We start from the raw sequence: 12062 nt of genomic DNA, 5'->3' as shown, positions 1-12062 counted from the left end.
GGGAGGCGCAGCCACTGTGCCCGACCGCATATCCACGCCATGTGTTTTTCGCGCACGCGATGCGCAGCCGGCGCAGGCTTCAGTCGAACTCGCCCTCGGCCGACTCCAGCCGTTGCCGGTAGGCCGCCCGATGCTGATACAGGCGCTGGCACTCGGCGGACCTGTGGATCCGGCTGGCCGGTTCGTTGGCCACGGCGTCGCACATTCTTGCGATGTGGTTGTTGGACGCCAGTTCGGTCACGAAGAACACGGCGGTGATGCCGGTACCGAGCAGCACGACGTAGAGCAGGCGGCTGAGCCAGCGCGTGCGCTTGCGCTCGAAGTGCTGCTGGATGGTCAGGTCGAAGCGGATGATGCTGAGCACGATCCAGATGATCGCGACCAGGAAGCAGAGCGTGGGCAGCAGGCCACGCCAGAGCCCGGCCTCGTAGACCGATTCGTTGTAGTGGACGGCCGCGCCGGCACCGGCGATGGCGATGGCAAGTGCCCAGTTGCGGCCCAGCGAGAGCAGGTCGTCGAGCAGCTTCTCGCGGTTCTTGGTCGATCCTGCTGCCACGTGGCTTCCATCTCCATGCTGCGACCGGCGGCCGAACTGCCGCCGGCCCTGCAGATGGTGGAGCATCGCTGCGGTGATGAGAAGACCGCGCGGCTCAATGTGCGATGGCGCGGGCGTCGACCCAGCGCCGATAGCGGCGGGTCCGACACTTTGCGGCCGCCTGTGCCAGCAGCAGTGCCCATACTGGTGAGACCGTGGGCGCGGTGGGGCGGCGCCGGCTCAACCGGCCCAGCTGATACTTCACTGCGGCCATGTGCGCGCTGGCCGCCAGCGGCTTGCTGCGCCAGTTGATGTTGCGCAGTGTCGGCACCGGGTCGCGGCCCTGCTGCCAGTGCTGCGGCAGATCCGGCTCGATCGCCAGCGCGGTGGCGATGCCGACCATGGCCACGCCGCTGGCCAGCACCTGTTCTGCCACTTCGCGGCGGCGGATGCCGCCGGTGACCATCAGCGGCATCGTTGCCACCGTGGCGATCTCGCGTGCGAATTCGAGGAAGTACGCTTCGCGGGCCACGCTGCGTTCGTCGCGTGCGGCGCCGGTCATGGCCGGTGCTTCATAGCTGCCGCCGGACAGTTCGACCAGATCCACGCCGAGGGGCGCCAGCATCTCCACCACGGCGCGCGCGTCCTCGGGCGAGAAGCCGCCGCGCTGGAAGTCGGCGGAGTTGAGCTTCACCGCCACCACGAAGGTGGGCGCCACAGCCGCGCGCACACCCTGCACGATCTCCAGCAGCAGGCGCGCACGGTTGTGCAGGCTGCCACCCCAGCGGTCATCGCGGCGGTTCGACAGCGGCGACAGGAACTGGCTGAGCAGGTAGCCGTGCGCGGCATGGATCTCCACCCCGCTGAAACCCGCGCGCTCGGCCAGCTCGGCACTGCGGATGAAGCGCGCGATCACCGCGTCGATGTCGTCCTCGGTCATCGCCTTCGGCGGCGCGAACTGCTTGGACAGCGCGCCCATCTGCAAAGCAACGGCTGACGGCGCGAGCGCGGGTTGGCCGAGTGCGGCCGGCATCTGCCGCCCCGGGTGATTGATCTGCATCCACATCTGCGCGCCCCGTGAGCGGGCAGTGTCCGCCCAGGCGGTGAAGCGGTCGAGGTGACGATCGTCTTCCAGTACCACGCCGCCCGGCCCGGTCATGGCACGTCCATCGACCATCACGTTGCCAGTGATGATCAATCCGGCGCCGCCGTCGGCCCAGCGCTGGTACAACTGCAGCAGCGCTTCGGAGGGGGCGTGGTCGGCGTCGGCCATGTTTTCCTCCATCGCCGCCTTGGCGATGCGGTTGCGGATGACGGCACCGGAGGGTAGTGCCAGGGGCGAGAACAGCGACATCGGACAGCTCCAGGACAGGGGAATGGCGCTACGCTAACCTTCAAGTTTGATTGAAGGTCAATGTGTTCCAATGTCCAGGATTCAGGCAGATGAAGATCGGTGAGCTGGCCCGCCGCACGGGCCTGGCGGCGTCGCGCATCCGCTTCTACGAAGAGGCCGGGTTGCTGGTGGTCCAGCGGCAGGCCAACGGCTACCGCGACTACCCGGAGCAGGTGGTGCTGTTGCTGGAGCTGATTACCGGTGCGCAGCGCGCCGGCTTCAGCCTGGAGGAGATACGCGCCCTGCTGCCGCCAGACATGGGCCAGTGGCAGCACGACGCATTGATCACGATGCTGCAGCAGAAGGTGGCCGACATCGAAGCGCTGCAGTTGCGGCTGGCACAGAGTCGGGCCCACCTGCTGGCCCTGATCGAGGACATCCAGGCACGGCCGGAGGGCATCGACTGCGCGGCCAACTCGCGGCGGGTGCTGGACCGCGTACAGCGCGGTGAGTTGGCGCGACCGACGCTGGTGGCCGGCGATACAGCGTTGCTGCGGCCGGGACGCCGCCGCCGCGTGGGCAGCGACTGACGAGCCGGCGCCGTGTTCAGTGGTTGCCGGCGGTGGCCTTGCGCTTCCTGTCCAGCATCACTGCCACGCACCACAGCAGCAGGCCGCCGATCGCAGTGGCCGCACCGACATAGCCGGTGCTGGCCGGGCTGAAGCCGGCGCTGATTGCCATGCCGCCCAGCCACGGGCCGAGTGCATTGGCGGTATTGAAGGCGGCGTGGTTGGAGGCGGCGGCCAGCGTCTGTGCTTCGCCGGCCACGTCCATCAGGCGCGTCTGCAGTACGGCTGCCAGTGCGCCCATGGTGCCGACGGTGATGATCATCGGGCCGATGGTCCACACCGACTGCGCGGCCAGCGGGTACAGCAGCAGCATCACGATCGACCACAGCAGCACCACGGCGGCGGCCTTGAAGTGGAACTTGTCGACCAGCCATCCACCGGCGATGTTGCCGATGATCGCGCCGATGCCGAACACGCCCACCGCCAGCGGCATCCAGGATTCGGCTACGCCGGTGACCTGCACCAGGGTCGGCGCCAGGTAGGTGAACACGCAGAACATGCCAGCGAAGCCAACGGCGCCGATTGCCAGTGCCAGCCACACCTGGGTGGTGTTGAAGGCGCGCAGTTCGCGCATCGGCGAAGTGCGCACTTCGTCCGGGTCCGGCAGCAGGAAGCGCGCGATCATCGCCACGGTGGCGATGGCCAGCAGGCTGACCAGGGCAAAGGCGGTGCGCCAGCTCAGCTGCTGGCCCAGCCAGGTGGTCAGCGGATTGCCGACCAGGATCGCAATCGACAGGCCCAGCAGCACCCGCGACATCGCCTGGCCGCGCTGGCCGGCCGGGCTGATCGCAGCCGCCACCAGCATCGCCACGCCGAAATAGGCGCCATGCGGCAGGCCGGCGACGAAACGCGCGATCAGCATCGTGCCGTAGTTCGGTGCCAGTGCGCTGGCCAGATTGCCGACAGCATAGAAGCCCATCAGCGCCAGCAGCAGCTTGCGGCGCGGGAAGCTGGCGCCGACGAAGGCGAGGATCGGCGCGCCGACCACCACGCCGATGGCGTAGGCGCTGATCAGGTGGCCGACCTGGGTTTCGGAAATCGACAGGCCGCGGCTGATCTCAAGCATCAGGCCCATGCTGGCAAATTCACTGGTGCCGATGGCGAAGCCGCCCAGGGACAGGGCAAGAATGATCAAGGTGCGCTGACGGGGCGTCAGCCGCGCAGCCAGGGAAGCGTTGGGGCTCATGCGGGGGCGCGATGGGGGCGGGGAGCCAGCCATTGTACTGCTGCACCGCAACAGCAGCAGCCACGCCGGGGGCAAATCAGTGTTTGATCGATGGGATTGCGGCACGCCGGGCACGGGCTCGGTGCTGCAGCGCGTGCGGCCCCCTGTTGCCGGACTCCTGCATGTGATGACGACACGGCGGTCGGCATGATGGGCGTGCAGGGGCTGTGGAATGCTGGAACAAGGAGGATGTCGATGCAGGAGTTCAGGCATGTGCTGGAGACGCGTGGCCGCTATCAGCTGGTAGCGGTGTCCTACGCGCCGGTGTACGCTCCGGGCGATGTGGTCGGCCATGCGGTCGTCGCCGACGATGGGGATCGTCTGACCGACCTGGTATCACTGGCCGAAGCGCGCCAACTGCTGTTGCAACGGGTGCGTGAAGAGGGTGAAGAGCCCGGGCTGGAGAACGAAAACCACCTGCGGAAGAAGGCGTCGCGCTGGCGCCGCCGCTAGGCCGTCGCGCCCTTGTGCGCATCATGGAGGATTCGGGTGTTGCCCAGTAAGAAGTATCTGCTCATCGCCATCATCACGCTGGCGACCCTGCTGCTTGGTTTCGTGTTTTCCGGCTACCTGACGTTGTTGTTCCTGGGCCTGGATACCAAGCTGTTCACTTGGAACACCTATTACCAGTACTTCAATGCGCTGGACCAGCCACAGGTCGCGCCCTTCGTGGGCAAGATCAAATGGGCTGGTTACGTGGGCTTCGGTCTGCCGCTGCTGGCCCTGCTGGTGACCGGCCTGGTGCTGCTGCTGAAGAAGGACAAGCGCTCGCTGCATGGCGACGCGCGTTTCGCCACCGGCGCCGACCTGTCCAAGCACGGCATGTTCAAGAAGACCGGCCAGAGCATCGTGGTCGGCAGCCATGGCGGCAAGCTGGTGCGGCTGGACGGCCAGCAGTTCGTGATCCTTGCGGCACCCACCCGTTCAGGCAAGGGCGTGGGCGTGGTCATCCCGAACCTGCTGGAGTACGGCGAATCGCTGGTGGTGCTCGACATCAAGCAGGAGAACTTCGACCTGACCAGTGGCTGGCGCGCCAGCCAGGGCCAGGAGATCTACCTGTTCAATCCCTTCGCCGAAGATCGGCGCACGCACCGCTGGAACCCGCTCAGCTATGTGTCCGATGATCCGGCGTTCCGGGTTTCGGACCTGATGAGCATTGCCGCGATGCTGTATCCGGATGGGGCCGAGGACCAGAAATTCTGGGTCAGCCAGGCGCGCAACGCGTTCATGGCCTTCACCCTGTATCTGTTCGAGAACTGGGACGACGAGCGCAGCAGCGGATTCCCGGGCGGTTCGGGCACGCCCACGCTGGGCGCTGTCTACCGGTTGTCATCGGGCGACGGCACCGACCTGAAGAAGTACCTCAAGGCTTTGTCGGAGCGGTCGTTCCTCAGCGCCAACGCGCGTTCGGCGTTCGCCAACATGCTGTCCCAGGCCGACGAGACCTTCGCTTCGATCCTCGGCACCTTCAAAGAGCCGCTCAATCCCTGGATCAACCCCGTGCTGGACAAGGCCACCAGCAGCAACGACTTCCTGCTTACCGACGTGCGCAGGAAGAAGATGACCATCTACATCGGCATCCAGCCGAACAAGCTGGCCGAGAGCCGGCTGATCATCAACCTGTTCTTCAGCCAGCTGATCAACCTCAACACCAAGGAACTGCCCAAGTCCAACCCGGACCTGAAGTACCAGTGCCTGTTGCTGATGGACGAATTCACCTCGATCGGCAAGGTCGAGATCATCGCCTCGGCGGTGTCCTACATGGCCGGTTACAACATCCGCCTGCTGCCGATCATCCAGAGCATGTCCCAGCTTGATGCCACCTACGGACGGGAAGTGTCACGCACGATCATCACCAACCACGCGCTGCAGATCCTGTACGCGCCGCGCGAGCAGCAGGACGCCAACGACTACTCGGACATGCTGGGCTACACCACCATCCGCAAGAAGAACGTCACCCATGCCCGCGAGAAGACCCACAACTTCACCGAGGAGCGGCGCGCACTGATGCTGCCTCAGGAGCTGAAGGCGATGGGGCCGGACAAGGAAGTATTCCTCTACGAGGGCATACCGCATCCGGTGAAGTGCGACAAGATCCGCTATTACAAGGATCGCTATTTCACGTCGAGGCTGCTGCCGAAGGTCGACGTTCCGATGCTTAACGTCTAATTCACGTCGCTAAATTTGTGACGTGGATTCATATTCACTAACGTGAAACCGTGAACGTAGTCAAAAATTCGGCATCTGTTCATAGATTTTCAGACTTGTCTGACATGGAATTGACGCGTGGTTGTGTAACTCTGTGTTCGTCATCCAGAAGTGTGTGCTGGATGGCAAAAGTTGTAACGCAGGGTGGCCAGGAGTTTGTGCCATGGAAACAAGGATGGTTTCGACGTTGGTGAGGGTGTGCGGGTGTGTCGTCGGCAACGTCTGGCGGCCCCGCGACCTGGTTGGCAGCTTTCGGGCTGCAGGGGAGCCGGGGCAGGTGTGCTGCATGCCAGCGCGTCTCCCCGATTCCGGCGTGCGCCATGCAGCGCCGGACGACCAGGGAACCAACGTTCGGGACTGCTTTTTCGTACGTCAAAGTGAAGCCCGTATGAATCAGGCGTTTATCGCGAAAATCTCCATCGCCGCAGTCGCGGCGCTGATGGTGGCAGGGTGTGCCACCAAGTCCGCCCCCGATTTCGGTGGGCGCTGGAAGCCGGTCAACCGCTTTGCTGTGGCGACGACCGAGATCCCGCTGTACTCCAGCTACGTCTACCAGGCCTCGCCGATGGATGGCACGCTCAAAGCCATGCTCGAGCGCTGGGCCAAGGATTCAGGCCGGACGCTGGATTACCGCCTCAATTCGGACTTCACGCTGTATGGCGCGGTCTCGAAGATCGATACCACCAACGCGCAGCAGGCTGTGATCGATCTGACTTCGGCGTATTCGGCGCAAGGCATCTCCGTCTCCATTGTTGGCAACCAGATCGTTGTGCAGAGCGCTGGCTCGACGCCCACCGCGTCGGCGCAGGGCGCTGATTCCAACAGCGGCACCTGAGTCCACCTCGAAACCATCGAACGTGCTGCTCCCCGCGCCTGTCGCAGGGGCTCCATGCCCATTGATGTTTCAGCAGTACGGAAGAATCCATGTTCCGCAAGAAGGATCCCGGCAACAGTCCCAAGGTCGAGCAGTCGGTCGCCAAGGCGGTCAGCTACGAGATCACCGTGGCCGATATGGCGCGTCGCAGCGAGCGGCGCGCGTGGTGGGTCGCCACAGGCTCGTTGCTGATGTCGCTCGCACTGGCGGGCGGCTACTACTACATGCTGCCGCTGAAGGAGAAGGTGCCGTTCCTGGTGATGGCCGACGCCTACACGGGTACCGCGACCGTCGCGCGCCTGAGTGGCACCTTCCAGGGCGAGACGATCACCAGCAACGAAGCGATCAATCGCAGCAACGTGGCCCAGTACGTGCTGGCACGTGAATCGTACGACTCGGCGGTAATGGGCCTGCGCGACTGGGAGCTGGTGTTCGTGATGTCCACCGATCCGGTGGCGCAGTCCATGCGCGTGCGATATGCCGGCAACAACCCGCAGAACCCGTTCGTGATGTATGGCCGCGAGCGCGCCATCCGGGTCAAGATCCTCAGCATCACGCCGCTGGGCGCCGAACCGAACGGCAGCTTCCGCGGTGCGTCGGTGCGCATCCAGCGCAGCCTGCTGGACAAGCGCACTGGCGTTGCCACCTACCTGGACAATCAGCTGGTGACGATGCGCTTCGGCTACAACCAGAACCTCGCGCTGTCCGAGCAGGATCGTATCCTCAATCCGCTGGCCTTCCAGGTCACCGAGTATCGCGTCGACAACGACTATTCCCGTGGCGTCCCGGTGCCGGATGACGGCGCCATGCAGGCGCAGGCGCAGCAGGCCGCACAGGCCGCGCAGCAGGCACAGGGCGTCTACGATCCGAACAATCCGGCTGCGGCCACGATGATCGATCCTGCCACCGGCCAACCGGTTGCGGCTCCGGTCAACGGCCAGGTGCCGGGCCAGCCGATACCGGGCCAGCCCGTACCGGGTCAACCCATGCCGGGTCAGCCGGTGCAGGGGCAAGTAACGCCGGGGCAAGCCATGCCCGGACAGCCGGCCATGAGGCCGGCGCAGAACAATTCCACCGGAACTGCTGATGGAGCAAGCAACCGATGAGTAGTCGAAATATCAGGGGAAGCGCGCTGGCGCTGCTGTCGATGTTGTCGCTGTTGTTTTCAACAGCGGCGATGGCGCAGGCGGTGGACCACTACGAGTACGAGAAGGACCGCATCTATCCGGTTCGCACCGGCCTGGGCCTGACCACCCAGATCGAGTTGAGCCCGAACGAGAAGATCCTCGACTACAGCACCGGCTTCAGCAGTGGCTGGGAGCTGACGCGCCGCGAGAACGTGTTCTATCTCAAGCCGAAGAACGTCGACGTCGACACCAACATGATGGTGCGCACCGAGACCCATTCCTACATCTTCGAACTGAAAGTGGTGGCCACCGACTGGCGCCAGCTGGAACAGGCCCGCCGGGCAGGCGTGCAGTACAAGATCGCCTTCGTCTATCCGAACGACACCGTGTTCGGCGTCGCCCAGGAAGCGGTCGAGGAAGAGGCCAAGCCGCTGTTGAGCTCTGAGCTGGCCAAGGATCGCCAGTACAACTTCAACTACTCCTATTCGACCAGCAGGGCGAAGAAGATGGGCTGGCTGATCCCGGTCAACGCCTACGACGACAGCCGCTTCACCTACCTGAAGCTACCGAACTCGCCGGAGTACAAGACCGGCATCTTCCCGGCCGTGTTCGGTCGTGAAACGGAATACGGTGAAGACTTCGTGGTCAACACCACGGTTGAAGGCAATACGCTGATCGTGCACGGGACCTACCCGTACCTGGTCATCCGCCACGGCGACTTCGTCGTCGGCCTGCGAAGGAACGTGAAGAAATGAGCCAGCAGAACACTCCCGGAAACGACCCGAACAACGGACGCGACGAGAGCCAGAGCCCCTATGGTGCACAAGGTGCCCCGGACGCGCAGTCGAACCCGTACTTCGGCACCACCCAGGCCGAGCCTGCGCCGGATCTGGATGCGGCCGCGCCGCAGCTGCGCTCGGCCGAAGAGCAGCGGCTGAACCGCAAGGCGCTGCTGTTCCTGGGCGGTATCGTGGTGCTGCTGGTGGCGATGGGCTTCCTGTTGTTCCGCAAGGGCCAGGACAAGGACGATGCGCCGAAGGTGCCGGATGTCGCGCGCGCGAGCACGCCAACGCTGCCGGATGCTGTCCAGACCGATCCGGGTCCGGCCCAGGCGATGCAGCCGGTTGACCCGATTCCGATGTTGCCGCCGCCTTCTGAGCCGACCCGTGCGGAACCTGCGTTCAACATGAGCGAGCGTGAAGCACCGCGCGGTCCGACGCTCGCTGAGCGCCGGATGGGGGCATCGGGGAATGGTTTCGTTGGCGCCGGCGACGGCACTGGCAGCGAAGGGCAGGGAGGGCAGGAAGACGAGTTGACCCGCACGCTGCGCCTGCAGGCCCAGATGATGGGCGGCCAGCAGAATGCAGCGCCCGCGCGCGTGCGCCGTGGCCCCGACGTGGATGACGTGTCCAACGCCAGCTACATCCGCAGCCCCGATGCGCTGCTGGTGCGTGGCACCTATCTGCGCTGCGTGCTGGAAACCCGCATCATCACCGACATCGCGGGCTACACCTCGTGCCTGGTGACAGAGCCGGTGTACTCGATCAACGGCCGTAATCTGCTGCTGCCGAAGGGCTCCAAGATCTATGGTGCCTACGGCGGTGGTCCCACCGGCAAGCGGGTGGAAGTGATCTGGGACCGCATCACCACTCCGAATGGCATCGACGTGGCGATGTCCAGCCCGGGCGTTGATCAGTTGGGTGGCGCAGGCCATCCGGGCCAGTACAGCGCTCACTGGGGTAGCCGTATCGCCTCGGCGCTGATGATCAGCCTGTTGGCCGACGCGTTCAAGTACGCCGCCGCCGAACATGGCCCGGAAACCACCACGGTGGCCAACAACGGCATGACCATCCAGTCGCCTTATGAGAGCGCCACGGCGCGCACCATGGAGCGCTTGGCCAACGAGTCGCTCAGCCAGCGTCGCCCGCCGACCGTGACCATCAACCAAGGCACCATCGTGAATGTGTACGTCGCCAAGGACGTCGACTTCACGAGCGTGCTGCACCCCCGCCGGTAACCCAACGAACGATCATGGACGCTGAAGTGTCACCCCTCGCCCTCGTCTCCAGCGATTTCCTGCGCTATCAATACGAAGTGCTGGGCATTGCCGAGTACATGACCTCGCCGGAGGTGACGGAAATCTGCATCAACCGTCCCGGTGAGCTGTACCTGGAAACCCGGGCGGGGTGGCAGCGGGTGGATGTGCCGGGCCTGACCTTCGAGCGGGCCCGGCAGTTCTGCACGGCTGTGGTGAACGAGAGCAACACCGGCCAGCGCATCACCGATGCCGATCCGGTCGTGTCGCTCACGTTCCCCACCGGCCAGCGTGCGCAGTTCGTGATTCCGCCGGCGTGTGACGCTGGGAAGGTGTCGATCACCATCCGTTTGCCGTCCAAGCACACCAAGTCGCTCAGCCAGTATCACGAAGACGGCTTCTTCAATCAGATCCTGGAAAGCGATGGCAGCATCAGCGAGCAGGATCGAGAGTTGCTGGAACTGCGCCAGCAGCGCGAGTACGCCGAGTTCTTCCGGCGCGCGGTGATGTACCGCAAGAACATCGTGGTATCCGGTGCGACCGGTAGCGGCAAGACCACATTCATGAAAGCGCTGGTCAATCATATCCCCGACAACGAACGCCTGGTCACGATCGAGGACGCACGCGAGCTGTTTCTGACCCAACCCAATGTGGTGCACCTGCTGTACTCCAAGGGTGGGCAGAGCACCAGCAACGTCAGCGCAAAGAGCTGCATGGAAGCCTGCCTGCGCATGAAGCCCGAACGCATCATCCTTGCCGAGCTGCGCGGTGACGAGGCGTTCTACTTCATCCGCAACTGCGCATCGGGCCACCCGGGTTCGATCACCAGCTGCCATGCGGGCAGTCCGGAGCAGACCTGGGACCAGTTGGCCCTCATGGTGAAGGCCTCCACCGAAGGTTCGGGCCTGGAATTCAACGTGATCAAGCGACTGTTGATGATGACCATCGACATCGTTGTGCATATCAAGGCGCATGCCGGTTCGCGCTACATCACCGGCATCGACTTCAATCCTGGGCGTGCCCAGGGGCAGGAGGGCTGAAGGATGCTGCCAGGACTGGAAATGATGGCGTGCCCGGAGATGGCCGTATCGATGGACGTGATGCAACATGTCATCAACGTGGAATCGTCGCGCAATCCCTACGCCATCGGCGTGGTCGGCGGAGCGCTTGTGCGCCAGCCCAAGGCATTGGACGAAGCGCTGGCGACGGTGCGCATGCTGGAAGAGAAGGGCTACAACTTTTCCATCGGGCTGGCCCAGGTCAACCGCTACAACCTCGGCAAGTACGGCCTGGATTCCTACGAGAAGGCCTTCCAGCAGTGCCCGAACCTGCAGGCGGGCTCGCGCATCCTGGCCGAGTGCTACAAGCGCTCCGGTGGTGACTGGGGCAAGTCGTTCAGCTGCTACTACTCGGGCAATTTCGAGACCGGTTTCCGTCACGGCTACGTGCAGAAGGTCTATGACTCGATGCGCCGCGGGCAGCAGCTTGCCAGCAATGGGGCTGCGCCGATCGACGTGGTCAGCCGTGGCGAACGCCGCAGCGTAAAGGTCGAGCATCATCCGCAGCTGGCCTCTCCGGCGCAGGCGCGCATCGTTGCGCAGTCGAGTGGTCCGGTGTACGTGCCCTCCGAAGACCCGGCGCGTGCCTATGTCGTGTACCCATCTACCGGTGCGATGGCGCGGGGCAGCCTGCTGAACATCGCCGACCAGGCGCTGTCGAAGGTGGTGCTGGGTTCGGTGGACCGGATGATGCAACCGCAGGCACAGCAGATCCAAGGCGCCGCCTATCCGCAGCAACACGCCCCTGGCATGCCGCAGCAGCTGCCTCAGCAGGGCGGCGCACAGGCGATGGCCATGCCGCAGCAGTTGCCGGGTGCTGCCGGCGCAAGCAATGAGGGGCCGGTGATGTTGCGACCCTGGAGCGAGCGGAATCTGCCGGTGGCCGGCAATGGCAATTCATACAACGCACCGGCGCAGGCCGCTCCGGTGCAGCAGATTCCCGCAGGGGATGCGGCCTTCGTGTTCTGACGAAGTCGTGGTACGGCCAGTCCCCCGGCTGGCCGATTCAGTTGTGTTAGTCCATCAACAAGGAAATCA

General features: G+C 64.4%; 12 protein-coding genes. 9 read left to right on the top strand and 3 right to left on the bottom strand.

All coding sequences use genetic code 11. The annotated features are described in order from the left end of the window. Nucleotides 1-79: 79 nt before the first annotated feature. Both ACW5IY_RS13625 and ACW5IY_RS13620 read right to left on the bottom strand, forming a co-directional pair. Nucleotides 80-556 carry a hypothetical protein gene (locus ACW5IY_RS13625; protein ID WP_049436771.1) on the bottom strand — a complete coding sequence of 159 codons (477 nt, stop codon included), beginning with the start codon at nt 554-556 and terminating at the stop codon, nt 80-82. Between the two features lie 94 nt (nt 557-650). Further along, nucleotides 651-1889: an NADH:flavin oxidoreductase/NADH oxidase family protein gene (locus tag ACW5IY_RS13620; protein WP_049436641.1), complete on the bottom strand. Its 1239-nt coding sequence runs from the start codon at nt 1887-1889 to the stop codon at nt 651-653. A gap of 89 nt (nt 1890-1978) precedes the next feature. Between ACW5IY_RS13620 and ACW5IY_RS13615 the strand changes: the two genes are divergently transcribed. Then, a complete protein-coding gene (locus ACW5IY_RS13615; RefSeq protein WP_049436640.1) occupies nt 1979-2458 on the top strand; it encodes a MerR family transcriptional regulator in 480 nt (159 codons plus the stop codon). Nucleotides 2459-2474: 16 nt separating this feature from the next. Here the strand turns inward: ACW5IY_RS13615 and ACW5IY_RS13610 are convergent, their stop codons facing one another. Then, nucleotides 2475-3683: an MFS transporter gene (locus ACW5IY_RS13610; RefSeq protein ID WP_049436639.1), complete on the bottom strand. Its 1209-nt coding sequence runs from the start codon at nt 3681-3683 to the stop codon at nt 2475-2477. A gap of 234 nt (nt 3684-3917) precedes the next feature. Here ACW5IY_RS13610 and ACW5IY_RS13605 point away from each other — a divergent pair, with 234 nt between their 5' ends. From ACW5IY_RS13605 to ACW5IY_RS13570, 8 genes are all read left to right on the top strand, one after another. Next, complete coding sequence (locus tag ACW5IY_RS13605) at nt 3918-4175, top strand: hypothetical protein (RefSeq protein ID WP_029379975.1); 258 nt, start codon at nt 3918-3920, stop codon at nt 4173-4175. Nucleotides 4176-4211: 36 nt separating this feature from the next. Continuing rightward, a complete protein-coding gene (locus tag ACW5IY_RS13600; protein ID WP_049436638.1) occupies nt 4212-5891 on the top strand; it encodes a type IV secretory system conjugative DNA transfer family protein in 1680 nt (559 codons plus the stop codon). 427 nt (nt 5892-6318) lie between these two features. After that, complete coding sequence (locus ACW5IY_RS13595; protein ID WP_010484845.1) at nt 6319-6765, top strand: hypothetical protein; 447 nt, start codon at nt 6319-6321, stop codon at nt 6763-6765. A gap of 89 nt (nt 6766-6854) precedes the next feature. Continuing rightward, nucleotides 6855-7910, top strand: a complete 1056-nt coding sequence (locus ACW5IY_RS13590; protein WP_049436637.1) for a VirB8 family type IV secretion system protein — start codon at nt 6855-6857, stop codon at nt 7908-7910. Continuing rightward, nucleotides 7907-8686: a TrbG/VirB9 family P-type conjugative transfer protein gene (locus ACW5IY_RS13585; protein ID WP_049436636.1), complete on the top strand. Its 780-nt coding sequence runs from the start codon at nt 7907-7909 to the stop codon at nt 8684-8686. Before ACW5IY_RS13590 ends, ACW5IY_RS13585 begins: the two co-directional genes overlap by 4 nt. Next, a complete protein-coding gene (locus ACW5IY_RS13580) occupies nt 8683-9948 on the top strand; it encodes a TrbI/VirB10 family protein (protein ID WP_049436635.1) in 1266 nt (421 codons plus the stop codon). Before ACW5IY_RS13585 ends, ACW5IY_RS13580 begins: the two co-directional genes overlap by 4 nt. 14 nt (nt 9949-9962) lie before the next feature. Beyond that, nucleotides 9963-11006: a P-type DNA transfer ATPase VirB11 gene (gene virB11 / locus ACW5IY_RS13575; protein WP_049398229.1), complete on the top strand. Its 1044-nt coding sequence runs from the start codon at nt 9963-9965 to the stop codon at nt 11004-11006. A gap of 3 nt (nt 11007-11009) precedes the next feature. Continuing rightward, entirely contained in the window at nt 11010-11993 is a 984-nt protein-coding gene (locus ACW5IY_RS13570) for a lytic transglycosylase domain-containing protein (RefSeq protein WP_054172018.1), read from the top strand. Nucleotides 11994-12062 lie beyond the last annotated feature (69 nt).

The organism is Stenotrophomonas sp. C-A, from assembly GCF_054030835.1.
Note: the sequence above shows the minus strand (reverse complement) of the source record. Positions and strands in the feature narration are given on the sequence as shown.

Excerpts from the sequence above, each read along its gene's own strand:
- ACW5IY_RS13585 (WP_049436636.1), top strand. The coding sequence starts at position 7,907 with ATGAGTAGTCGAAATATCAGGGGAAGCGCGCTGGCGCTGCTGTCGATG.
- ACW5IY_RS13620 (WP_049436641.1), bottom strand. The coding sequence starts at position 1,889 with ATGTCGCTGTTCTCGCCCCTGGCACTACCCTCCGGTGCCGTCATCCGC.
- ACW5IY_RS13570 (WP_054172018.1), top strand. The coding sequence starts at position 11,010 with ATGCTGCCAGGACTGGAAATGATGGCGTGCCCGGAGATGGCCGTATCG.
- ACW5IY_RS13595 (WP_010484845.1), top strand. The coding sequence starts at position 6,319 with ATGAATCAGGCGTTTATCGCGAAAATCTCCATCGCCGCAGTCGCGGCG.
- ACW5IY_RS13580 (WP_049436635.1), top strand. The coding sequence starts at position 8,683 with ATGAGCCAGCAGAACACTCCCGGAAACGACCCGAACAACGGACGCGAC.
- ACW5IY_RS13605 (WP_029379975.1), top strand. The coding sequence starts at position 3,918 with ATGCAGGAGTTCAGGCATGTGCTGGAGACGCGTGGCCGCTATCAGCTG.
- ACW5IY_RS13615 (WP_049436640.1), top strand. The coding sequence starts at position 1,979 with ATGAAGATCGGTGAGCTGGCCCGCCGCACGGGCCTGGCGGCGTCGCGC.
- virB11 (WP_049398229.1), top strand. The coding sequence starts at position 9,963 with ATGGACGCTGAAGTGTCACCCCTCGCCCTCGTCTCCAGCGATTTCCTG.
- ACW5IY_RS13610 (WP_049436639.1), bottom strand. The coding sequence starts at position 3,683 with ATGAGCCCCAACGCTTCCCTGGCTGCGCGGCTGACGCCCCGTCAGCGC.
- ACW5IY_RS13590 (WP_049436637.1), top strand. The coding sequence starts at position 6,855 with ATGTTCCGCAAGAAGGATCCCGGCAACAGTCCCAAGGTCGAGCAGTCG.